This window comes from Christiangramia portivictoriae DSM 23547 (genome assembly GCF_000423045.1).
Taxonomy (GTDB): Bacteria; Bacteroidota; Bacteroidia; order Flavobacteriales; family Flavobacteriaceae; genus Christiangramia; species Christiangramia portivictoriae.
This window is the reverse complement of record NZ_AUHF01000001.1, coordinates 827723-851589: the sequence shown is the minus strand read 5'-3', so window position 1 is coordinate 851589 and position 23867 is coordinate 827723. Positions and strand designations below refer to the sequence as shown.

Annotated in this window: 17 protein-coding genes; 5 read left to right on the top strand and 12 right to left on the bottom strand. The window is 40.3% G+C overall.

Annotated features, from left to right (window positions below; translation table 11 throughout):
- Positions 1–14: 14 nt before the first annotated feature.
- The 8 genes from G529_RS0104060 to G529_RS0104025 form a co-directional block, all read right to left on the bottom strand.
- Entirely contained in the window at positions 15–1820 is a 1806-nt protein-coding gene (locus G529_RS0104060; protein WP_026914332.1) for a family 43 glycosylhydrolase, read from the bottom strand.
- 23 nt (positions 1821–1843) lie between these two features.
- Positions 1844–2632, bottom strand: coding sequence for a carboxylesterase family protein (locus tag G529_RS0104055; RefSeq protein ID WP_035695440.1), 789 nt, complete (start codon positions 2630–2632; stop codon positions 1844–1846).
- A 5-nt stretch (positions 2633–2637) separates the two neighbouring features.
- A complete protein-coding gene (locus G529_RS0104050; RefSeq protein ID WP_026914330.1) occupies positions 2638–4014 on the bottom strand; it encodes a glucoamylase family protein in 1377 nt (458 codons plus the stop codon).
- A gap of 26 nt (positions 4015–4040) precedes the next feature.
- Positions 4041–5390, bottom strand: a complete 1350-nt coding sequence (locus G529_RS0104045; protein WP_026914329.1) for a glucoamylase family protein — start codon at positions 5388–5390, stop codon at positions 4041–4043.
- A gap of 104 nt (positions 5391–5494) precedes the next feature.
- On the bottom strand, positions 5495–7207 hold the full coding sequence (locus G529_RS0104040; RefSeq protein WP_026914328.1) for a LamG-like jellyroll fold domain-containing protein: 1713 nt from the start codon (positions 7205–7207) through the stop codon (positions 5495–5497).
- A 6-nt stretch (positions 7208–7213) separates the two neighbouring features.
- Positions 7214–8791 carry a RagB/SusD family nutrient uptake outer membrane protein gene (locus tag G529_RS15435; RefSeq protein WP_051201329.1) on the bottom strand — a complete coding sequence of 526 codons (1578 nt, stop codon included), beginning with the start codon at positions 8789–8791 and terminating at the stop codon, positions 7214–7216.
- A gap of 11 nt (positions 8792–8802) precedes the next feature.
- Positions 8803–11811 carry a SusC/RagA family TonB-linked outer membrane protein gene (locus G529_RS0104030; RefSeq protein ID WP_026914327.1) on the bottom strand — a complete coding sequence of 1003 codons (3009 nt, stop codon included), beginning with the start codon at positions 11809–11811 and terminating at the stop codon, positions 8803–8805.
- A 227-nt stretch (positions 11812–12038) separates the two neighbouring features.
- The gene (locus tag G529_RS0104025) at positions 12039–14783 is read right to left on the bottom strand and encodes a helix-turn-helix and ligand-binding sensor domain-containing protein (RefSeq protein ID WP_026914326.1); all 2745 of its coding nucleotides are present in this window, start codon (positions 14781–14783) and stop codon (positions 12039–12041) included.
- A 93-nt stretch (positions 14784–14876) separates the two neighbouring features.
- Here G529_RS0104025 and G529_RS0104020 point away from each other — a divergent pair, with 93 nt between their 5' ends.
- The 5 genes from G529_RS0104020 (at position 14877) to G529_RS0104000 (ending at position 19281) form a co-directional block, all read left to right on the top strand.
- Entirely contained in the window at positions 14877–16562 is a 1686-nt protein-coding gene (locus G529_RS0104020) for a sulfatase family protein (RefSeq protein WP_026914325.1), read from the top strand.
- A 78-nt stretch (positions 16563–16640) separates the two neighbouring features.
- Positions 16641–17900 (top strand): putative DNA modification/repair radical SAM protein, encoded by a 1260-nt coding sequence (locus tag G529_RS0104015; RefSeq protein ID WP_026914324.1) that lies wholly within the window; start codon positions 16641–16643, stop codon positions 17898–17900.
- Positions 17900–18676: a TIGR03915 family putative DNA repair protein gene (locus G529_RS0104010; protein WP_026914323.1), complete on the top strand. Its 777-nt coding sequence runs from the start codon at positions 17900–17902 to the stop codon at positions 18674–18676. The genes G529_RS0104015 and G529_RS0104010 overlap by 1 nt, the downstream gene beginning before the upstream one ends.
- 47 nt (positions 18677–18723) lie before the next feature.
- Complete coding sequence (locus G529_RS0104005; RefSeq protein WP_026914322.1) at positions 18724–18957, top strand: hypothetical protein; 234 nt, start codon at positions 18724–18726, stop codon at positions 18955–18957.
- A gap of 75 nt (positions 18958–19032) precedes the next feature.
- A complete protein-coding gene (locus tag G529_RS0104000; RefSeq protein WP_026914321.1) occupies positions 19033–19281 on the top strand; it encodes a hypothetical protein in 249 nt (82 codons plus the stop codon).
- 26 nt (positions 19282–19307) lie between these two features.
- On the opposite strand, the gene G529_RS0103995 is transcribed toward G529_RS0104000, so the two are convergent.
- The 4 genes from G529_RS0103995 to aroA form a co-directional block, all read right to left on the bottom strand.
- The gene (locus G529_RS0103995) at positions 19308–20285 is read right to left on the bottom strand and encodes a polyprenyl synthetase family protein (protein WP_026914320.1); all 978 of its coding nucleotides are present in this window, start codon (positions 20283–20285) and stop codon (positions 19308–19310) included.
- A gap of 46 nt (positions 20286–20331) precedes the next feature.
- Positions 20332–21375 (bottom strand): dual-specificity RNA methyltransferase RlmN, encoded by a 1044-nt coding sequence (gene rlmN, locus G529_RS0103990; protein WP_026914319.1) that lies wholly within the window; start codon positions 21373–21375, stop codon positions 20332–20334.
- Positions 21376–21489: 114 nt separating this feature from the next.
- Positions 21490–22539: a tRNA preQ1(34) S-adenosylmethionine ribosyltransferase-isomerase QueA gene (queA, locus tag G529_RS0103985; RefSeq protein WP_026914318.1), complete on the bottom strand. Its 1050-nt coding sequence runs from the start codon at positions 22537–22539 to the stop codon at positions 21490–21492.
- Positions 22540–22626: 87 nt separating this feature from the next.
- Positions 22627–23847: a 3-phosphoshikimate 1-carboxyvinyltransferase gene (gene aroA, locus G529_RS0103980; protein ID WP_026914317.1), complete on the bottom strand. Its 1221-nt coding sequence runs from the start codon at positions 23845–23847 to the stop codon at positions 22627–22629.
- Between the last annotated feature and the right edge of the window lie 20 nt (positions 23848–23867).

Here is a 23867-nt window from a genome sequence, read left to right as displayed (position 1 = left end):
TAATTTGAATTCGGTTAGTCTACAGTTATAATTTGGGTCTTTTCTGAAATTCCATTTGCATTGAAAGACTCAATAGAGAAGAAGTATTTAGTATCTCTATCCAGGTTTCTCATAAAATGTTCTGTTTTGTCATATACCAGCCAGGAATGGTACAGCTTATCTGGAGCTATTCCCCACCTGATATTGTATCCTTGAGCGCCATCTACTTTCTTCCAGTTTAAACTGGCGTCCCGTCTATCATCCTCTCTGTTAACTTTAAAATCCTTTACTTTTTTTGGTGCAGCTCCATAACCCTTTCCAAAAACCCTTATTTCTGAAAGTGCCAGGTTTTTTCCCGGTACCTGAACATTATTATATCTCACGTATTTGGCTCTTACGGGTTGATCTAGACGGATGTAGGCATTCGGAGCATCCTTGTCGCTATTTCTTCGGTCCACGATCATTTTCCAATTCTTTCCATCTTCGGAAGTTTCTATGCTAAACTGATGTTTCAATCCTTCAGTTCTGGTATAAATGCCTGCCTCGTGATCATGAAAGTTTAGCTGAAGCGCATAGATATCACCGGGGGATATCATTTCTAATTCTACCCATTGTTCCGCATCATTATTTTCAGCTACCCAGTAGGATTTTGGACTTTCATCTGTAAGTAATTCCGTAGTAATATTATTATTGGCGTCCCTGCCGGCGGTGATTTCTTCCATATCAAATTCCCCGTCTGTAGACGTACTTTTTCGCACCTGTACTTTTGAGCTGGAAACCATGGTTTTTGCATTATACGAAAGGAGCATCCATCCCGTATGCTCTCCTGGCTTTTCAGGGTGAGAGGGCGCAAAAAGTGGATAATCACCATAACTGGTGTTTGAATGCATCAATCCATCCTCATCAAAGTAAGCAGGAAACATTGCCAGTCTTCTTTCCCAGTGAGAATTGGATGCCAGTGCCATGGTAGAAAAATGCCAGTATTGTCCATTGGTTTGTTTTACCGTGATCCCATGTCCTGCGCCGTTGGTAAAGCCTCCCGGTTTAAAGCTCATGGGATTGTTTTTCATATATTTAAAAGGTCCCAGTGGTGTTTCACCTACATAAGCTCCATCTGCATATACATTGAACTGTGTACCCGGTGCGGCGTATTGCAGGTAATATTTGCCATTATGTTTGGTCATGGAAGCTCCTTCCATATATCCTTCTTTCAAAGTAGGATGAAAGTTATTCTCTCCAAATCGCTCCCATCCATGCTCCTCTTCTACCAGGTTAAAAAGTTCTTTATGATCGCCGGTTTCCAGAAACCGATCGTCCTTATCCAGCATTTTGACTTTCAATGGATGAACGTTCGAAGACCCCCAGTAGAGATAGGTTTTACCATCATCGTCAATGAATAATTCTGAATCCTGAATATTATTAGAAATGGATGCTACCGGTTCCCACTCGCCTTTTTTAGGATCGTCTGTGTAAATTATGCTTCCGTAGCCTGCAGGATCACCCGCGAAATAAACGAGCGAATCTTTATAATTAAAAGCGGTTGGCGCATTAGAACCTTCGAAATACCACTGTTTTGGTTTGATAAATTTCCAGTTTACCAGATCTTTTGAATGCCAGTAACCGAAAGAGCGGGTAACGAACATATAATATTCACCACGAAATTCGATCACTGCGGGATCTGCCCCAGAACGATAGGAAATATTCTTGCTGGAATTATATACCATATAGGTATAATCGATATCCAGTGGATTGCAGTAGGTTTCAGGCACACTATCCTGTGCTGTCAGAACACCTGAAAACAAAAGAATTACAACCAAAAAACACTGTCTGATTCCAATCATGTTATTCATCGATTCAGGGAGAATTATTTTTGTTGGTTCTGACTATGAGAAAATAGCCACTTTAGTAAATAAGGTTCTGCAAAGGCTGAATCCCAGCTGTTATGATTATCCTCTGGATACAATGAAAGCTTGGCATTTCCCCCATGATGATTGATCGCACGTGCCATCGCTTTGCCATATTTTGGTAAAACGATATCGTCCTGCTCCCCATGGAAGATCCAGATATTAAAGTTTTCAGGATAGTCTGCCGCGATCTCGGTATTCGCTCCACCGCAAATGGCAAATGCTGCAGCGAACATTTCAGGTTTTTTGAAGATGATCTCAAAAGTTCCCATGCCGCCCATACTCAATCCACCCACATATAAGCGATCATTATCTACAAATGATTTCTGCTTCATTTCTTCCATTAATTCCATGACCAGTTTTAAGGACGGAGTGCTTTCGGCTTTGTTTTTAAAATCAAATTCAAAAGGTTTAATATTTCTATTCACCTCAACTTTTGCCCAGTAATCATCCTTTGGTGCGTGCGGAAAAATCACAATAGCTGGAAATTGTGTTCTAACCGAATCCTTCAGAAAAAGATCGCCGCCATGAACCAATTGGGATTCATTATCATCTCCACGTTCTCCGGCACCATGAAGCACTAATACCACTGGATATTTTTCAGTTTCACTGAAGTCCTTCGGAAAAAGGATTCGGTAATTTAAAGTGTCGCTTCCTGATACAAAATGCTCTTTTTGATATTCTGAATATTCCTGAGCAAAGCTTATGAAACTGAAAAAGCATGCTAAAACTGTTATTTTAATTCTCATCTCTTCTATTTAGTAAATTGAAAATCAAGCTTTTTTAATCCTTCCTGAACTTCCGGAGCCTGCATAAAAAGGTCCCATATAAGTCCGCTTCGATAATTTTCGATCATGACTACCATTGGACCCTGATCGATCGCTAAATATCTCTGGCTCACCCATGGCTCACCTTCAAGACTAAAAGCATCATAAAAGCCAGCAGGTCCCCACAGCAATTCATTCTGCTCCTCGAAAAAATATCTCATTGCTGCCAAGGATTTTTCAGGAGTGTAAGGAATGGAACTAATCGCTGCCGTAGGTGAAACCACGCCACGATCATTATCTGGTGAATGTGCAGTGTAACCAATGGAGTTATCCTTATTTCGGGTGTAACTTGCAGTTAATCCCCAGGAATTTTCAGCATATGTTTCTGAGCTATCAGCCTTCGAAAGAGCATACTCATAGTTGATGAGCGTATGATTTACATTGAGATCCCAGTAATTCGCATACCTGTCGCTTAGACCTTGAGGCTTCAGCCCCAAATATGAATAGTGAGCCCAGAATAAAGGACCTCCCATATTGCCCCTGGTATTGTGCTTTAATATTAGAGGATAGGAGAAAGCTTCTGCGCCCGTAGTGATTTTACCACTTCTTGCCCAGCCATCGTGATATGCATTGGCTTTGATCGCATGATCGGGACTGGATGCGGCCAGAACATAGGTGATAAGACATTCATTATAACCCTCGATCATAAAGTCCATTTCCCATTCGTATTCGGGTGACCAGTGCCAGTAAATTCCATCTTTGTCATTTGTATACCAATCCCATTCGATCCCTTTCCAGAGATTATCGAATTTGGCAGCTACTGCTTTCTCTTCTGTAGTTCCATTTTTATAATATTCACGAACCACTATAAAGCCCTGTGCTAAAAAGGAAGTTTCTACAATATCCCCTCCGTTGTCTTTCTCCCCAAACGCCTGGATTTCGCCAGTTTCTCCATTAAGCCAGTGCGACCAGGCACCATGAAATCTTGGAGTACTCTCCAGAAAATCTGCGATCCTGTCAAACCTTGCCAATGCCGAATCCTTCGGAATAAATCCACGCTCCACCCCTGCGACCAGGGCCATGAGTCCAAAACCAGTTCCACCAGTTGTCACTACATGCTTATCATTTTTTGGATAATTATCGTCTGGATGAAAGCGCTCCCGGGCCATACCGCTATTGGGTTCTGCATATTCCCAGAAGTATTTCAATGTCTGCTTCTGAACGGTATCCAACAAGGCAGTTTCAGATAATTTCACCGACTTGCTACCAGCTTCATCTATAGTTTCAGTCTTGTTCCCGCCCTCCTTACAAGCGGTGAACACCAACAGGATAAAGCTTAATAAATATATTGATCTGTGTGACATTCGATTAATTTAAAAAGATTCAGGATCTAGTAACTAAAGCCCAGTTTATCCAGTCCTGCAGAAATTTCAGGGTTCGCCATAAAAAGATCCCATAAAAGCTGTGTTCTGTAATTTTCTATCATTGCGACGATTGGCCCCTGGTCTATAGCCAGGTAACCATCGGCATACCAGTTATATTCTTCTGAAAAAGCATCATAAAAGCCCATATTCCCCCAAAGATCATCTCCCAGTTCTTCGTAAAAATACCTAAGGGCATTCATGGATTTTTCAGGAGTGTATGGAAAAGAGGATAATGCCGCAGTGGGAGTGATCACTCCCAAATCATTCGTAGGGCTATGAGCGGCATATCCATCTTTAGAATCCGAGGCTGTAAGGCCCCACGAATTCTCTCCGTAGCCTTCGAAATTTTTAGGATTTCTAACAGCGTACTCGTAATTTATCAGGGAATGTGCAGTGTTTTGCTCCCAGTAACTGGCATATTGATCCTGCAGATTTCTTGGGTCCAGACCAATAAAGGAATAATGACTAAAAAATAGGGGTCCGCCGTAGGAAGGTCCCAGGGGCAGGTCTATGTTATAATGTTCCCGATTATTTACCATGTTGCCATTAGCCGCCCATCCGCTGGTATATACTTCCCTTTCTATAGAATGTGTAGGCGAAGCAGCAGCCAGCACGTATACAATTAATGACTCATTCCAGCCATTGATTTGCAGATCCTTTTGAAATGCGAAATTTGGAGACCAGTGCCAGTAGAGCACATTCTCATTTTTAGTGTACCAGTCCCATTCAACCCCTTCCCATAAAGCGGTAATTCGGGAATTGATTTCATCATTGTCAAAGTATTCTCGGCAAATTAGAAGACCCTGAATTAAGAAAGCAGTTTCAACTAGATCTCCACCATCATCAAATTCACCAAATGTTCTGGTTTGAGCCGTATTTCCCATATACCAGTGAGAAAATGCACCATGATAGGTTGGAACTGTTTCAAGGAAATCCAGAATTTTGATGATACGATCCTGAGCTTCAGTCTTACTAATCCAGCCACGTTCTACTGCCGCAGGAAAAGAGGCTAATCCAAATCCTGTACCACCAGTAGTTACGATATTGGGTGAATCGCCACCATAAGCTTCATCCTGGGAACGCTCTCTGGCCATCCCGCTATTAGGTTCAGCGAAATCCCAGAAATAGGTAAAGGTTTGCTGCTGAACTTTATCGAGAAGTTCTTCATCTGTAATCGAGGGAACTTCGGCCACATCATCATCTGTAGGGTCTGGATTATAGGGTTCCTGGTAACCGGGACCTGAATCATCTGAACAAGCCGAAAAAAGAAGCATATTTAGAAAAAGAAATACTGCAGAATTCTTATTTTTTAGCATAATAGTGCTTTGATCTGGTTCAATATTTTAAATTTTGAATCAGAAATTGAATTATAATTGAATTGAAACAGGCTTCAGAGTATTACTCCAAAGCCTGCAAAAGTTTATTCCTGAGCCATCATGGACTGGATTTCATCTTCAGTAAGTACTTTATTGAAGAAAGTGAGCTCATCCATAAAGCTGGTATCAGCCAGGTGACCCCAGCCGGTAAATCTTGGTGCTCCAGACATGATAGAAAGAAGATCTGCTCCTGTCCAGTTTATTGGAGCTGCCAGTGTACCCGTATTTACAGCTTCTCCATCAAGATAGATCACAGTCTCGGTTTCTGAAATGGTGAAGGCTACATGAACCCACTCTCCAGCGGTTACGTCTATAACTCCGCCATCATTCCAACTTTCGCCTTCTCCGGTTCCAACGTTTAATTTGATACGCTGCTCTTCAGCACTTCCTTCTCGAAATAATCTGAAGCCTTTGGTACGGTTATTCTGAGCGTCAGGATTTGCGGTATCTTCAGCAGCAATCGCTAGAATCCCAGCACGATCGTTCGTCGCATCTGCCTTGTACCAGAAGGTTGCGCTAAACTCCGAAGACGTAAGACCTTCCGTAGAAGCGGTAAGATAAGAGTCTGCAGCTCCGGCATAGGCATTAGATCCTGCAGCTGCCTCACCGGCAAAACCCGGACTTCCCACGATGTTAATAGTACGATTACTCGCTGCATCCTGATAAGAACCATCAAAAGATATTTTTAAAGTTTCTGAAGAAGCATTGATAAGATTGGAGATCTCATCCTGGCTAAGTGCCTTGTCAAAAATCCTCAATTCATCAATGGCACTGCTGTCATATTTATGATCCCAGTAACTGAAGGTTTCGCCACCAGCTCCAATGGTAAGCTGCTCAACTCCTGTCCAGTCGATAGGCGCAGCAAGGTTCCCGGTATTCATAGCAACACCGTTCAGGTAAATGACAGATTGAGATTCGGTCACCGTAAAGGCTACATGCACCCATTCTCCCGCATTCACATCAATAACACCACCATCGTTCCAGCTTTCTCCTGCACCCGTTCCAACATTAAGTTTGATTCGCTGTTCATCAGCACTTCCTTCTCTGAATAATCTGAATCCCTGAGTACGGTTTTCATCTGCTCCAGCCACAAGTATTCCTGCTCTGGATGGATCACCACTCACTTTGTAATAGAAAGCAGCAGTAAACTCTGTACCTACAGATCCATTGAATGGAAATTCCAGCCATGAGTCTGGTGATCCCGTAAAAGCATTGGAACCTGCAAAGGATTCCCCGGCAAAGTTAAGATTACCTGTTACCTCTGAACTTCTAAGGGTTATAAGATCTACATAATCCCCATCAAAAGGCATGTATAAACTCTCATTTTCAAATTTTGGCGTATAAGGTGGTTCTTTACTGAAGTTCACCATTTCAGTTGTTACATTACCTTCAAGGTCTGTGGCTCTAACGGTAACCGTATGTTCTCCATTAGTCACATTATTAAAGGCAACCTGCTTGTTTACAATTCTGTAATCCATAAATTCGCTCATGGTAGCGATCACATTGTTGTTGACCAGGACTTCAATCATGGCCACCTCAATATCATCCACAACTTCGAATTGGATGTTGATACTAGATACCTCATCCAGAACTTTGATTACATTACCATCTGCAGGAGAAGTGATCGTTACTTCCGGAGCGCCCTGATCTGGACCAGGATCTACTTCTGTGATTGGATCGATTCCTTCATACTCACAGGAAGTGACCGTGAAGAAAAGCGATAACAACCCAAAAAAATATATGTTGAATTTTTTCATCTTTAATTAGTTTAGTTGGTTCAAAATCTCATTCATCACTGTATTCCTGTCTACTGCAGTGGCATTTAGAGGCAATGCATCCACCTGAGCCTGAGGATAAGGCAGATATTCATTGGCAGCAGAAAAGCTTCTTCCATCATAGCTGAGTTCATCATACTCATCTAATCTTATAAGATCATAGTACCGTTTGCCCCATTCCATAGCCAGTTCCGCGAATTTTTCATCAAGCACATCCTGAGTGCTGACTGCTGAGATTGATGAAAGTCCGGCACGTTCTCTCACCATATTTACAGCCTGATCTGCTGATACTGCAGATGCAGAAGCTCCATGAGTAACGGCTTCAGCGTACATCAGTAAGATTTCGGCGTATCGTATAACAATGTTATTCTTTCCAGCACCATAATCATTTCTACCATCGGTTAATTGTACAGATGGTAAGTAGTGTTTCCCGCTGGCAAATAGCGCACGCGCATAATCATTGATCACATCGCCAGATTCTGTCGTATTATCGATAAAACCAGGAACGTTCACACCATTAGCTTCCAGGGCAGCGATCCCTCTGTCTGTAAACAATACTGAAGTTTCCAAACGTCGCTCTTCACCTCTGTTGATCATAAATTCGATCCATTTCATGCTAGGCTCGTAGAATCCCCAGCCACTGCTGGCATTCTCTCTGGCCGGCGTCCAGTTGGATGGTCCAAATGGAGCGTATAGATGATACACTTCTCCACCACTTTCCTGACCAAAATCTGAATACTGCATTTCCAGCAGACTTTCATCGCTTAGTTCTCCTGGCTTTTTAAATAGCTGATAGAAATCGTTATATAACGAGAATCCGCCATTATTGATGATCTCGGCTGTAGAAGTTGCCACTCCCTGGTAATCTTCAAGTTCCTGGTAAGCCAATGCCTGTATGGCCAGCGCGGTATATTTTGTTACACCACCAGGAATATCGGTTCGCTGGTTAGGTCTCATATCTGGCAGATTTAGAATTGCAGCATCCATTTGGTCTACGATCCACTGCATAACTTCAGCTTTTGAGGCCGGTCCTGCTTCAACTTCACTTGCCGGTTGGTTCGAGGTGATGATAAACACATCTTCCCAGGTTCTTGCCAGGTTTAAATGAAACCAGGCTCTTAAAACACTAATTTCAGAAATGTACTGGTCTGCCTTCGCAACGTCATTCCCTTCCGCAAATTCTTTAAAAGATTCTACCTGAAGGATGGCGGTATTCATATTCACGATGTCATTGTAATGTACATTCCACAGGGAGTTGTACATCCAGTAATCTTTGTCGTACGTAAATTTATCTGTCGCAGAAAAAGGTTGTTGATCACCTTCTCCACCCGCATTCACATCATCACCTCTTACGCCCAATAGTAAAGGTTCTTCCCAACCCCTGGTTGAAAACTCGTAATATGCTCCAATTACAGGCTGGATCATGTCACTGGTATTTGTATAATCCAGGTCGCCAGTGTTTAATTGTCCTTCCCGCGTATCCAGCTTATCGCTACACGAAATTGCAGTAGCAAGGAAAAGCATAGAAAATACGCCAAGAATTACTGATCTATCAATTCTTTTCATATCGTGTTTTTTTAAATTTTAATGTTTAGTCCAATAGTATATACTGAAGGTATTGGATACGTTTGTCTGTCTACTCCATTTGATACTTCAGGATCAAAACCATTGTAGTCAAAGAAAGTGAAAGGTCTTTCAGCTGTAAAATACAGTCTGGTTTGAGGCAGTGAAGAACTCTCGATCGTATAACCGAACTGGATATTCTGGATTCTGAAGAAATCTCCTTCTTCTACCCAAAAGTCGCTCAATTTCTGGTTCCATACTTTGCGAAGTCCTGCAGATGACGGATAGCTATTACTAGTACCCTCACCATGCCATCTGTTAATGGCAAGATCTGCATCCATATTCGTATCATTGGTAAAGATGATCTCTCCACGCTTACGGTTTAGGATCTCGTTCCCAACCTGTCCATAAAAACTTGTGGAGAAATCCCAGTTCTTATAATTGAATCCTATATTTCCACCAAAGGTGAAGTCTGGAAGAAATGATCCAAGAATTACTCTATCGGCATCATCGATCACGCCATCCCCATTCTGATCTTTAAAGATAAGATCCCCGGGAACCAGATTGTTATTTACAGCGATTGGATCTGCATCGATCTGTGCCTGGTTTTGATACACACCGGTTCTTTCATAACCATAAAAGGCAAATAGAGGTCCACCTTCCTGTGTTCTTTGACGAAATTCTGCTGAACCTGAATCTATATAACCACTCTCATTGGCGATCTCTAAAGCTTCATTGTTTATCGTGGTGAAATTCGCCCCAATTCTATAGCTAAAGTCATCGTTTACAGACTGGTTCCAGTTTACGGCAAGTTCCAGACCTTCATTCCTAATGGTCCCTGAATTCTGATTTACACTTCGGTTAATGATAGGAATGAATACCGGTAGTATGGCATCTTTTGTATCTCTTATATAGTAATCTGCATCAATAGACAGCCTGTTATCTAAAGCTTCTATATTAACACCGAAGTTCTTTTCCTCGATGATTTCCCAGGTATTGTTAGAGAATACGCTGGTAGAAGTTATTCCTGAAACTGGTTGTTCACCCAGTGCTGCTGTTATTACTGAAATGGTATTCGATCCATCACTGGCAGCTACATTATCATTCCCCAGTTTACCCCAGCTCGCTCTAAGCTTAAGAAAATCTACAACTCCATTATCCTGCATAAATTCTTCTTCAGAAATCACCCAACCAGCTCCTACAGAAGGGAAATAACCCCATGGATCTTTGGTGAATTTTGAAGAGCCATCAGCTCTGAAAGTTCCGTAGAGAAGATATTTGTCGTCAAAATTGTAGGCGATCCTTCCGAAGTAAGAAATTCCGTAATACCTTCTTCCAATTTCACTAACGTTGTTATTAAAAGATTCATTATCTGCGAAATCCAGGTACCAGCTTGACTCAAGTTTGATACCAGCGATATCAGTTCCTGTCGCTGCAAAATTATTGCTCGCCTCATCTCGATAAGATGCACCGGCCATTACAGTAAGATCATGCGCACCAAAATCATTTTGATAGGTTAAGATATTATCCCAGTACTGATTGGAAAATGTATTATTTGCTCTTCGAATGCTGGATCTTCTTTCCACATTATTTCCTAAAGTATATGGAAGATCCACATAACGTTCCTCCAATGCCGAATAGTTATGACTATAAGTGGTTTTAAAATCCAGTAATTCTGGAATTATCTCGTATTGAAAGTAAACACTGGCAAGAATCTTTCTAATCTTCAGCCTGTTCTCATTATAAGTAAGGTCTGTAAATGGATTTTGAGTTCCCCTGTATCCAAGGTTTTGAGCATTTGAATAAGGAATTGGTTGTGCCTCTGTATTAGTAGGATCAAGTACCGGCATGATAGGCACCGCAAAATATGATTTGAACCATGCTGCGTTCTCAGGTGCATACTTTGTAGCATTACTGAAAACAGTGTTTAGTCCAGCTTTAAATCTATCTGAAACATCAACATCTATTTTAGATCGAAGGTTAAATCTCTCGTATTCATTCTTCATATCCAGTATCCCCTCCTGGCCAAAGTAGTTGGCACCAACAGAATACGCCACTTTTTCAGCTCCTCCTGAAATCCCAATACTGTGGTTCTGAATGATACCATCTCGAAGAACTTCTTCGTACCAGTCGGTATTTACAGCTGGTACGTTTGGATTAATCCTGCTTCTGCCATAGCGCTCCATGGCATTCAAAACAAATTGTACATCTGGAGCAGAGCCAGATTCGTAAGCCATGGTAGTAAATTGCTCGGCATTAGCCATTTTGAGTACATTCTGAGCTCGTTGAATCCCGGTATAACCATCATATTCGATCTGAGGTTTTTGATTCTTCTTACCAGACTTGGTCTCGATGATCACAACTCCATTGGCCGCTCTTACCCCGTATATTGCTGAAGATGAAGCATCCTTCAGAACATTTATGGATTTAATATCCTTTGTATTTAGAAAATCAATATTATCATATAAAGTTCCATCAACTACATAAAGTACATTGGTTGCATCCTGGTAAGTACCTAGTCCTCTAATTCGCACTGTAGGGGAGTCTCCAGGTGAACCCGCACTAACGATCTGCACACCAGAAACTTTACCCTGTAAAGACTGCATCACATTAGAAGTTGGTGTTTTCTCAATTTCTTCTGAATCTACTGAAACGATCGCCCCGGTAAGATCTCTTTTTTTCTGAGTTCCATATCCTACCACTACCACTTCATCCAATTGGCCTGCATCCTCTTCCAAAGAAATATTATACTCGCTGGCAGAAGTGATCTCGACAATCTGCTGTTTAAATCCTAAGAAAGTAACCCTGAATGTATCTCCTACTGCTACACCTTCGAGACTAAAGTTCCCGTCGAAGTCTGTCACATCAAAAATGTCTTTGTCTGTCACCTTGATTTCAGCACCAGGTAATGGAACACCACCTGTGTCTGTAATGATACCACTAATGGTTTTGGTTTGCTGTGCTTGAGCGAGTAGAGAACTTACTCCAAAAATTACACAGGCTAATAGTAATTTTACCTTCATACTTGTTGGGTGTTTATGCTTATTTGAGGTCACAATATACATCCAAGCTCAGATTTTACGCAATCGTTGTAGTACACATCTACTACTACAAGCCCAGAAAAAACATAAGACACTGTTATAATGAGGTTTACATTAGTTTTGAAGTAATTTAGAAAAGCATAATTTATAAGTTGATGTAGTTTTGTAGTACTAAAATTTGGTAATATTTAGTACTTTTTATTGATAATTTAAAAATTCTTTATCAGGAATTTTGTCAAATTCACATCGCTTTCCAAGGCCATTTTTTTTCTTAAACGGTATCTGTGTACTTCAACACCTCGAACTGAAATACCCATTAAAGGAGCAATTTCTTTCGAGCTCAAATTCATTTTTAGATACGAACATAGTTTGAGATCCTTACTGGAAAGTTTTGGATATTCTGCTAAGATATCCTTAAAGAAATCTTCGTGGACTTCATTAAAATTGGTTTCAAAAACTTTCCATTCATCTTTGCTTTTAACTGCAGCGTTGATCTTATTCATGATATGTTTCATTCTATACTGGTTGGAGAATGAATTCTTGTCTTTGGAAAGCTCACTTTGAATTTCCATGAGCACCTCGTTCTTCTTTGCTGCCATCATGGTGGTGTTGGCGAGTTCCTTTCTTTTCAGATCAATTTCATTTACCAGTCGATCATGTTCAATTCTAGCTAGCCTTTCCTGATGTTCTTCTTCAAATTTTTCCTCCAGTTGTTGCTGATGCTTCTTGAGTTTTCTCCTGTTAATTAAAAAAACCATGACAATGAGAACGATAAAAAGCAATACATAGAAGGCTTTTATCCAGGCAGACAAGTACCATGGCGGAGCAATTCCAAATTCGTATTTGGCAAGAACTTCTTCTGCTTCCCCATCCCGATTGTGAACAATTTCCAGAGCATAATCCCCGTAAGAAAGATTTCTAAGGGTCAACCAGCCATCGCTGCCAACCTCGCCCCTGTATTCTTCTTCACCCTTCAATTTATAAGACAATTGATTCCAATTGATATCTGGGGCACCAATCTGTACCTGAATATTGCCGGATGTCCTGTATTGCAAAGTAGGAGTAGAATTTAGATCATATATACCGTGATTATCTGTAAACTTCTTTATAAATGCGCTAGATCCATTTGCTACTGAATTATCTTTCTGGAAAGAAACGAGGTTCAGTTTGGCGAAACCGTCGTTTAAAGTTATGTAATACACAGAATCATTTACCATAATTACATTTTCATTCGCTTTGACCAGCCTGTTGCCTAAGCGATCACTGGAAAACCTGAGATTTAATTCCTTAAAATCTGTAAATAACAATGCCCCATTTTCTTCATTATTAAAGATCGAAAAATTGCCAGCATCCTGAAGTAATCTTAAACCACGCAGTTCTTCAAATTCCGTAAAGACTTCAAAACTCACCTTAAATGGATTGTATCTGTACCATTTACCATTCACATAGCATATGATCTGTCCGTTGAGATGATATAGTTTTACTCTGTAGTTGTCCTCTTTACCTATAACAGGGAACTTCTCGACTTCAATATTTTGAAAGTTATCATGGGTAATTCTATACAAACCTTCGTAGGGATGGGCTGCCCAGAACACCTGGTCATTTTCGAATACGATTTGCTTAACGGGAAAGTTGATACCTTCCAGTTCGCTTACCTGTTGCGACCTTTCATCATAAGTACTAATTCCTGTATACTCGCCAACCAGATAAAGATTGTCTTTGCCGGGTACTTTTTCAATACAGAAGCTACCTGTTCTTTTTTTCACAGGATTGAAGCTGGCATTCTTCACTTTATAGATGCCCGTATTGTGATTAACAAAAAGTTGATTATTCAGAACTTCCAGATTCCAAACATGATCCTGGCTTCCGTCCAGTAATTTCAGGTTTCCATCTTTGAACGTATGTACCCCTGTATTACTGGCCAGATATATATTATCCTCGAACATTTCAATATCGTAAACAGCGCCCAGCTCCCCAGAATGATCTGTAAAGAATTCCACAGGGGATTCGAGATCCAGCTTATCGATGCCCTTGTCCAATGCCAGCCACAAATTTCCATGATGGTAACTCATTCCTAAAACCGTGTTATTCTGTAGACCTTTTATACGATTAAAGAATTTGAGATTTTTAGAAACAAGATCATATTCTGCTACCCCATTCTTGATGGTACCAATCAGCAATTTATTGTTGGAAACACCCAGAATATGATTAAGTTCAGATTCCTGAAGAAAGTTATTCAGCTCTATATCGTTTAGCTTGCTCAGCTCTCCTTCGGAATAAATGAAAACAGCATTTTTACTTCCTATATATAAGGTATCACCAAACGCAAATAGTTCAATAATGTTCAAGCCTTCCAATGCTGAAAGATCTCCTTCCAGTTCCTCCAGGCTGTCATCACTTTTCAGAAGATAAATTCCTTTACCCCTTTCAGCGATGATTAGCCGACCTTGAAAAGTCTCCATGGCCGTGGAAATATGATTCTGAACTTTGATGATCTCGTTATTTTTGTACTTGAACACTCCTCCAAAAGATCTGAAGTAAATAGTTTCTCCAAGAGCCTCCATGCTCCAAAATTCATCACTCTGTAATTCCAGCTTGTTTAAAAGTTTACCCAGCGAATGATAAATCAATTGACCCTTGGCATCGGTCTTCCAGTAACCAAACTCTCTGTAAGATCCAGTATAAACTCTTTCTCCTACAGGCAACACCGATCTAATGATGGATCCACTTTCTAATTTATGCAGCTCCCAGCTGAGTCCGTCGTATTCTAAAAGACCCTGATTGTTTGCGGCAAAAATTACTCCGCGATCGTCTACGGCAATGTCCCAGTTCTGGCTCGCCGCATCGTAAACAGAAGGCTTAAAGTTTTGTATAGGTGGAAGTAATTCCTGAGAATAGGCATTGACTACCGTTAAAATTATGGTAATCAATAGATTAATTATATTAGTTTTCATTTCGTTGAGGTGATTGTGCATACTGTGAGCAGGTGAAATTTAAACAATTCCTATAAAACTTTTGTATTTTTCAAATGCTCAAAAGATATTTTAATGCTATTTCGAAATCGTCCCTTTCATTTTCTCTTTCTATTTCTTCCAATCGTCTTAAATGCTTGTAAGGAAAAAATCCCAAAAGAACCCAATAATATTCAGAAGCCAAACATCGTGTTTATCATGACAGACGATCATGCGGCTCAGGCCATCAGTGCTTATGGACATCCCGTAAGCCAATTGGCTCCCACTCCTAATATTGACAGGATTGCGCAAAACGGAGCTTTGTTTAAGAATAACTTCTGTACTAATTCTATTTGTGGTCCCAGCAGGGCTGTGATCCTAACCGGAAAATTCAGTCATCTTAATGGCTTTAGAATGAATGGCGATATTTTTGATGGCTCCCAGCCAACTTTGCCTAAATATTTGAAGAACGTTGGATACCAAACTTCTATTATCGGGAAATGGCATTTGCACGGTAAACCAGAGGGTTTCGATCACTGGCGAATTTTAAACGACCAGGGAAATTACTATAATCCCGAATTTATTACAGAAAATGATACCAGCGTGGTAGAAGGTTACGCGACAGACCTTATCACCGGGATGAGTATAGACTGGTTGAAAAACCGTAGTGATGAAGAAAAGAAAAAACCATTCTTCCTCATGGTACACCATAAAGCTCCGCATAGAAACTGGATGCCTCCTATCAGGCACATCAATACATATGACTCCATCCAATTTCCACTTCCAAAAAGTTATTACAGTGAGCACGAAGATCAACTGGCTGCGCAACATCAGTTGCAAACCATTTATAAAGACATGTATGAGGGTCATGATCTAAAAATGACCATTAAAAAAGGCAGTGATTCACTAAGACACAATCCCTGGAAATCAGATTTTGAACGCATGACAGTAAAACAGCGAACCGACTGGAATGACGCCTACCGGACTAAAAATGATGCTTTTCATGAAGCAAATCTTAAAGGTAAAGATCTTGCAGAATGGAAAGGTCAAAGATATATGCGGGATTATATGGGTACAGTACAGGCTGTGGATGAAGGCGTTGGAAAAATCCTCGATTATCTGGACGCAGAAGGCTTAACAGAAAATACGATTATTGTTTATACGACAGACCAGGGATTCTACTTGGGAGAAAAAGGATTTTTTGACAAGCGCTTCATGTACGAAGAGTCATTAGCTATGCCTTTGCTAATTCAATATCCTAAGAATATTTCAAAAGGAACTGTCATCGATGCACTAACTCAAAACTTGGATTTTGCTCCAACTTTTCTGGACTATGCAGGCGCTGAAATTCCTGAAAAAATGCAGGGCAAATCGTTGAAACCCTTACTCTCCAATCCTGAAAATAATAAGAGTTTCAGAAATGCTATTTACTATCATTATTATGATTTCCCCGCCTTTCATATGGTAAAAAGGCACTACGGAATAAGAACAGAACGGTATAAACTCATCCATTTTTATGATGATATTGACGAGTGGGAACTTTATGATCTTAAAACAGATCCAAAAGAGTTGAATAATCTTTATGGCGATTTAAAGTATGCTGAGATTCAGAAGAAATTACTTATAGAGCTAAAAGAACTACAGAAGAACTACGCAGTGACCGAAGAGGAATTCGCCACTACCCCAAAAGCTCAGGTAAAAAAAGCTTATGAAAATTTTGCTCGTCTTGCCGATGAGGAGCCAAATTCTTATGAAGGGTATCAATATTTGAAGAAAAATTAATCTTTTGAGCTAATACTTTATCGTTTAGGAGTCAGCATAATTATGGATTATTTCCTATTTTTGGATAAATTCCTAATTATGGATTTCGATCGAATAAAAGAAAAATTAAACATACTTGCGGATGCTGCTAAATATGATGTTTCATGTTCTAGTAGTGGATCCAAACGAACTAATACCAAGAAAGGTTTGGGTGATTCTTCAGGGATGGGAATTTGTCATTCCTATACTCAAGATGGCCGGTGTGTTTCCTTATTGAAGATACTTCTTACGAATCATTGCATATTTGATTGCGCATACTGCGTCACCCGAAAGTCTAACGATATTAAGAGAGCTGCTTTTAAAGTACAGGAGGTTGTAGATCTTACCATAAGCTTCTATCGCAGGAATTATATTGAAGGTCTTTTTCTAAGTTCCGGGATTTTTAAGAGTCCCGATCATACGATGGAAAGATTGATTCGTGTAGCCAAAAAACTAAGAGAAGAAGAAAATTTTAATGGCTATATACATCTTAAAAGTATCCCCGGGGCTAGTGATGAACTAATGAGAGAAGCTGGTCTATATGCAGATAGATTAAGTGTTAATATTGAAATCCCAACCAAATCTGGTCTCAAACTACTTGCTCCAGAGAAAAAACATGAAGACTTCATGAAACCTATGGAAAAGGTGAAGAATGAAATCATACAGTACAAATCTGAATCGAAACTTATCAAGAGTACCCCTAAGTATGCTCCCGCGGGACAAAGCACCCAAATGATCGTTGGAGCTACGGGTGAGAGCGATCGGGACATCATGTATTCCTCCGCATTCTTTTATAAGAATTATAATATGAAACGGGTTTATTACTCTGGTTATGTACCCATAAGTAATGATCCTCGATTACCAGCTTTAGGAACCCAGGTTCCCATGATGCGTGAAAACCGTTTGTATCAAACAGATTGGCTTATGCGTTTTTATGGATATGATGTTCGAGAGCTTTTAAATAATGACTTTCAGCATCTGGAAATGGACATTGATCCTAAATTGAGTTATGCCCTTAGAAACCGCCATTTATTTCCTGTAGATATTAATAAAGTCGACAAACAACTTCTATTACGCGTTCCTGGAATTGGATTAAAATCGGTCAACAAAATACTTCAGGCTAGAAAATTTCGAAAATTGAACTGGGAGCACCTCAAGAAGATCGGGATTTCTATGAATAGAGCCAAATATTTCATTACCTGCGATGCTCGTGAAAAAGAATTAAAGGATGTGAGCAGTGAAAATCTAAAGCAATTGATTATGCAAAATTCCTTCAGTAAATATAGAAAGGAATTTACCCAGCAACTTAGTTTATTTTAATGAAAAGCGTGGTACTTAAATATGATGGCAGTTTTCCCGGGTTTTTAACCTGCGTGTTTAATGCTTATGAACAAAAACTGGAAATCGCAGAGATTATTCCTGAAGGCGAAGACCAGAAGCAATTATTTAGTGAAACTCTCGAAGTTATTACTGAAGATTTTAAAGTTCAGCGTGTATTGAAATCATTGAAGAAGAAGTTGTCTTCAAATGGATTTACGAGATTATATTATTCGTTCTTAAGTGAAATTCCAGGGATCGAATTGAAGATGTATGATATGATTCGATACGTCTATAGTTCACGGGAAAAGGCAGAACTGGATTATTCACATCCTTCTGTACTGGATATATCTAAAGCTGCAAAGCAGGTAGGTCGTGAAAAGCATCGAATGGAGGCGTTCATACGATTCAGGCTTACAAAGGACGACCTGTATTTCGCGGTAATCGAGCCAGACTTTCATGTCCTGCCAGTGATAACAAAACACTTTAAAAGTCGTTATGCAGACCAGCGCTGGTTGATCTATGACCTGAAGCGGAAACTGGGGGTGCATTATGATCTTCAGAAAGCTGAATATGTATCTATGGAATTACCTGAGGACATTGGTATTTCAGGCGGAAATCCAGACTATTTTGCTGAAGGTGAAATCTACTTTCAGCATTTATGGAAAGAATATTTTGATTCTACAAACATCAAAAGTCGAGTAAATATGCGGCTTCACATCCAACACGTCCCTAAAAGATATTGGAAATATTTAAGTGAAAAGAGTCCTTTTGCATAATAAAATTTTGTTTAAATTTGTGTCTTCAACTAATTAAACATTTTACAATGAAAAAATTCTTATTATTATTTGCAGTTGCATCAATGAGCCTTTCTATCTATTCTTGTAGAGAAACTACTGAAGAAAACATGGAAGCAGACATCGAGCAAGCAGGTGAAGACGTAGAAAACGAAATGGAAGAAGCTGGTCAGGAAGTAGAAGCTGCTGCTGAGGACGCTGAAACCGAAATGGAAGAAGAAGTAGAAGGAACTGACGATATGAACGGTGATGATGATCTATAATCATTTTCTTTCTTAATAAAATTAAAGCCATTCTTTCGAATGGCTTTTTTTAGTTAAACCCTTAAAATTTCAAAGATGAAAAAAACTGTAATGATTCTTGCTGTAGCTGCAATGAGTATTTGCATGTACTCCTGCCGGGAAACTACTCAGCAAAAAACCGAAGAAGCTGCCGAAGCGATTGGGAATGATATCGAAGAAGGTGCCAGAGAAGCTGGTGAAAAGATCGAACGTGGTGCTAAAAAAGTTGGTAAGGAGATCGATGAAGAAATTCACGATACAGACGATGTAAATAATGAAGAAGCGACAGATGATACTGTCCAGTAATTTTGAAAGCGACACCGGGTGTCGCTTTATTTTTTTCGCTCTATCACATAATTGACCATAAGCTCTAAGCTGTCCCGGTATTCAGAATCTGGATAATCCTGTAATAACAGCAGTGCCTCCTTTTGAAATTCCTTCATACGCTTCACCGCGTACTCCAGCCCGCCATTATTTTTCACAAATTCGATCACCTCCTTAACTCTTTTACGGTCTTTATTGTGATTCTTAATAGAATTGATCAGCCATCTCTGATCTTTTTCAGAAACTGTATTTAGCGTGTAGATCAAAGGCAGGGTCATTTTTTGCTCTTTGATATCGATACCCGTTGGCTTGCCTATTTTCTCTGTTCCATAATCGAAAAGATCATCCTTGATCTGGAATGCCATCCCTATTAGTTCTCCAAATCTTCGCATCTTTGCGACATCAGGGCTTTCAGGATTTACTGAAGCTGCACCAAGACTACAACAAGCCGCGATCAAGGTGGCAGTTTTTTGCCTTATGATATCATAATAAACGGCTTCCGTAATATCAAGCCTTCGTGCTTTCTCAATTTGCAGCAGCTCACCTTCGCTCATTTCACGAACGGCCACAGAAATGATCTTCAGCAGATCAAAGTCATTATTATCTATGGAAAGTAGCAGGCCTTTGCTTAACAGATAATCACCTACAAGGACAGCGATTTTGTTTTTCCATAATGCGTTAATACTGAAAAAACCTCTTCTTCTGTTGGAATCATCCACCACATCGTCGTGCACGAGTGTGGCGGTATGTATTAGCTCAATGACAGATGCACCACGATAAGTGCGTTCGTTCACACTTCCTTCAGAAACCATTTTAGCCACCAGGAACACAAACATGGGTCGCATTTGCTTGCCTTTACGGTTCACAATGTAATGAGTGATCCTGTTGAGAAGCGCTACCTTGGAAGACATGGATTCGAAGAACTTTTTTTCGAAAAGTTCCATCTCTTTCTCTACCGGTAGCTTTATTTGAGAAATGACCTTCATGAAGGCTGTAAATATAGTGGTTTTAAAGAAGATCTGTTCCTTCTCATCAGGCCGATTTATTAGCGAGCTGTCCGCAGGCTGCATCAATATCCTTACCTCTCGAACGTCTTACCGTAACCGTAATATTGTTTCTCTCCAGCATTTGCTCATACATATTTGTCGCTTCGCCAGATGCCTGCTGGAAATTCCCGTCATCGATGGGATTGTACTCAATAAGATTTACCTTGCAGGGAACATATTTGCAGAAACGAACCAGCGCCTGGGCATCTTCGCGCGTATCGTTTATTCCCTTCCATACGATATATTCGTAAGTAATCCTGCTTCCGGTTTTAGAATACCAGTATTCCAGAGAAGCTCGAAGGTCTTCCAAGGGAAAAGTTTCATTGAAAGGCATGATCTGGGTGCGCACTTCATTTCTGGCGGAATGCAGGGAAACGGCCAGTTTGATCTTTGCTTCATCATCTGCCAGCTTTCTAATCATTTTTGGAACGCCCGAAGTCGAAATGGTAATTCTCTTCGGTGACATCCCGAGACCCTCCGGGGAAGTAATCTTTTCAATAGACTTCATTACGTTATTGTAATTCATCAAAGGCTCGCCCATTCCCATAAATACGATATTGGATAAAGGGCGGTCAAAGTACAGTCTGCTTTCGTTATCGATCGCAACTACCTGATCGTATATCTCATCAGGATTCAGGTTACGCATACGTTTCAATTTTGCCGTGGCACAAAACTGGCAATCCAGGCTGCAACCAACCTGAGAGGACACACACGCTGTAGTCCTGGTCTTAGTCGGGATCAAAACAGATTCGACGGTAAGGGAATCATGTAATTTCACGGCATTTTTGATGGTGCCATCACTGCTACGCTGCATTCGATCTACACGTATATGATTGATCACAAAATTCTCATCCAGCATTTGCCGGGTAGATTTTGATAAGTTCGTCATATCGCCAAAAGAATGCGCTGCTTTATTCCATAGCCATTCATACACCTGCGTTCCACGAAAAGATTTATCTCCCTGTTCCACAAAGAAATCCTGCAATTGCTGCTTGGTTAATGCACGTATGTCTTTTTTCCTGTCTTTCACGCTGCTAAATTACAAAGTTATTACCGAAGCTTCAGTCTATTACCAGATTTAAGCTTACAAAAAAGGCCATAAACCTTATCAGGATTATGGCCTTAAAATTTTAATTCAGACTCATTAGATGATCAGCATTGCGTCACCGTAAGTGTAGAATCTGTATTTTTCCTTTACTGCTTCCTCATAAGCCTTTTTCATAAAATCATGACCAGCAAATGCAGAAATCATCATCAATAACGTAGATTTTGGAGTATGGAAGTTCGTGATCATACAATTTGCGATATTGAAATCGTATGGAGGGAAGATGAATTTATTGGTCCACCCACCAAATTCGTTCAAAGTCTGATCTGAAGAAACAGCACTTTCCAGCACTCTCATTACAGTCGTTCCCACAGCGCAAACTCTACGCTTGTCACGTTTTGCTTTATTGATCACATCTGTAGCTTTCTTTTCAATAAAAGCTTCTTCACTATCCATTTTGTGCTTGGAAAGGTCTTCAACCTCAACCGGGCTAAAAGTTCCCAGTCCCACATGAAGTGTTACTTCAGCAAAGTCCACTCCTTTTATTTCCAGACGCTTCAACAGGTGTTTGGAAAAATGCAATCCGGCTGTTGGAGCTGCTACAGCACCTTCGTTTTTAGCGTAGATCGTCTGGTATCTTTCTTCATCTTCAGGCTCAACTTCTCTTTTGATGTACTTTGGAAGCGGAGTCTGACCAAGATCCTTTAGTTTCTGTCTGAAATCGCTGTAAGATCCATCATAAAGAAAACGTAGTGTTCTACCCCTTGAAGTTGTATTGTCGATCACTTCAGCTACAAGACTTTCGTCATCTCCGAAGTATAATTTATTACCAATTCTTATTTTTCGTGCAGGATCTACAAGTACATCCCACAATTTAGTTTCAGGATTCAGTTCTCTGAGTAGAAAAACTTCAATTCTGGCTCCGGTTTTCTCTTTATTTCCGAAGAGCCTCGCAGGAAAAACTTTTGTATTATTAAGAACCATCACATCTTCCGGCTCGAAATAATCAATTATATCTTTAAATTTTTTATGTTCAATCGTCTGCTCCTTACGGTTTAGAACCATTAGTCTTGCTTCGTCCCTGTTTTCAGTAGGATATTCAGCCAATAGTTCCTGAGGCAGTTCAAAATTGAAATTCGAAAGTTTCATTCCCATAGTTCCTGTTTTAAAAGCTGCAAATATACAATCTCAACATAGGCGATGTCAAGTAAATGCAGGTTTATTTATAGAATAATTCTATTCTTTACAGGTGTAGCCAAGTTCTTTAAGATCCTGCCAGAAATCTGGATAGGATTTAGAAACCACCTCTGCCTCCATGATACGTAGATCTGTTTTTAGAGCGAGCGGAGCAAAAGCCATCGCCATACGATGATCATTATAAGTCTGGATCTCGACGTCCTTGTTCAACACAGGATTCGGGATTAGATGAAGACTGTCCCCGGTGATTCTCACTTCTGTCCCAAATTTTTCAATTTCATTTTTGAGAGCCTGTAGTCTGTCGGTTTCCTTGATCTTTAAAGTATGTAAACCCGTGAGCATGCACTCTGTATTGGTAGCAAGGCAGGTAACGGCGATCGTTTGAGCAATATCCGGAGAATTTCGAAGATCTTCCCGCAGGCTTCGGGTACGTGTATTCCCTGTTTTCTTCAGTGTGATACTATGGTCGCTGTAGATTGTTTCTACTCCAAACTGCTTATAAATTTCAGCCAGGGATGAATCTCCCTGCCTGCTTTCCTTCCGGTAGTTGCTAAGCTGAATTTCCGCAGTTTCAGAAATAGCGGCAAGACTATAGAAATAAGAAGCCGAACTCCAGTCTGACTCCACAGGAATACCCACCGGTTTTACAGATTTCTGAGGTTCTATAAAGATCCTGTCCTTTACAAATTTGCCCTGAATCCCAGCCTGCCTGATAATTTCCAGCGTCATTAAAATATAAGGAGTGGATGTGACCGGACCTTCAAGTATGATCTCCAGACCTTTTGGTAAGGTTGCACCAATAAGCATCAATGCTGAAATATACTGGCTGCTCACATTGGCTTCCAGCTTTATCGAAGAAGCATGTAGTTTTTTTCCTTTGATGAGTAATGGCGGGTAGCCTGTTTCATTTTTATAAGTGATATCGGCACCCATACGTTGTAGAGCGTCCACGAGCAATCGAACAGGTCGCTCTTTCATTCGCTTGCTACCGGTAAGTTCTACTTCACAACCCTCTTTTACCGCGAAGTAAGCCGTTAAAAAACGCATGGCTGTTCCAGCGTGATGTATGTCGATGATCCCGTTTCCCTTCTCAAGGGCTTTTTTCAATACTTCAGAATCATCACTGTTCGAAAGATTTTCGATCGAAATTTCCGGGTACAAGGCCTGTAGAATGAGCAAACGATTCGATTCACTTTTGGAACCAGTGATTTGAAGTGCTGCTTTCAGGTTCTTTTCTTCGGTATGTAGGGATAGATTCATGAGAGTTCGTAAAGATGAAT

What these genes read in the sequence shown, in the direction of transcription:
- G529_RS0104060 (WP_026914332.1), bottom strand. Translation starts at nt 1,820, where the DNA reads ATGATTGGAATCAGACAGTGTTTTTTGGTTGTAATTCTTTTGTTTTCA.
- G529_RS0104055 (WP_035695440.1), bottom strand. Translation starts at nt 2,632, where the DNA reads ATGAGAATTAAAATAACAGTTTTAGCATGCTTTTTCAGTTTCATAAGC.
- G529_RS0104050 (WP_026914330.1), bottom strand. Translation starts at nt 4,014, where the DNA reads ATGTCACACAGATCAATATATTTATTAAGCTTTATCCTGTTGGTGTTC.
- G529_RS0104045 (WP_026914329.1), bottom strand. Translation starts at nt 5,390, where the DNA reads ATGCTAAAAAATAAGAATTCTGCAGTATTTCTTTTTCTAAATATGCTT.
- G529_RS0104040 (WP_026914328.1), bottom strand. Translation starts at nt 7,207, where the DNA reads ATGAAAAAATTCAACATATATTTTTTTGGGTTGTTATCGCTTTTCTTC.
- G529_RS15435 (WP_051201329.1), bottom strand. Translation starts at nt 8,791, where the DNA reads ATGAAAAGAATTGATAGATCAGTAATTCTTGGCGTATTTTCTATGCTT.
- G529_RS0104030 (WP_026914327.1), bottom strand. Translation starts at nt 11,811, where the DNA reads ATGAAGGTAAAATTACTATTAGCCTGTGTAATTTTTGGAGTAAGTTCT.
- G529_RS0104025 (WP_026914326.1), bottom strand. Translation starts at nt 14,783, where the DNA reads ATGAAAACTAATATAATTAATCTATTGATTACCATAATTTTAACGGTA.
- G529_RS0104020 (WP_026914325.1), top strand. Translation starts at nt 14,877, where the DNA reads ATGCTATTTCGAAATCGTCCCTTTCATTTTCTCTTTCTATTTCTTCCA.
- G529_RS0104015 (WP_026914324.1), top strand. Translation starts at nt 16,641, where the DNA reads ATGGATTTCGATCGAATAAAAGAAAAATTAAACATACTTGCGGATGCT.
- G529_RS0104010 (WP_026914323.1), top strand. Translation starts at nt 17,900, where the DNA reads ATGAAAAGCGTGGTACTTAAATATGATGGCAGTTTTCCCGGGTTTTTA.
- G529_RS0104005 (WP_026914322.1), top strand. Translation starts at nt 18,724, where the DNA reads ATGAAAAAATTCTTATTATTATTTGCAGTTGCATCAATGAGCCTTTCT.
- G529_RS0104000 (WP_026914321.1), top strand. Translation starts at nt 19,033, where the DNA reads ATGAAAAAAACTGTAATGATTCTTGCTGTAGCTGCAATGAGTATTTGC.
- G529_RS0103995 (WP_026914320.1), bottom strand. Translation starts at nt 20,285, where the DNA reads ATGAAGGTCATTTCTCAAATAAAGCTACCGGTAGAGAAAGAGATGGAA.
- queA (WP_026914318.1), bottom strand. Translation starts at nt 22,539, where the DNA reads ATGAAACTTTCGAATTTCAATTTTGAACTGCCTCAGGAACTATTGGCT.
- aroA (WP_026914317.1), bottom strand. Translation starts at nt 23,847, where the DNA reads ATGAATCTATCCCTACATACCGAAGAAAAGAACCTGAAAGCAGCACTT.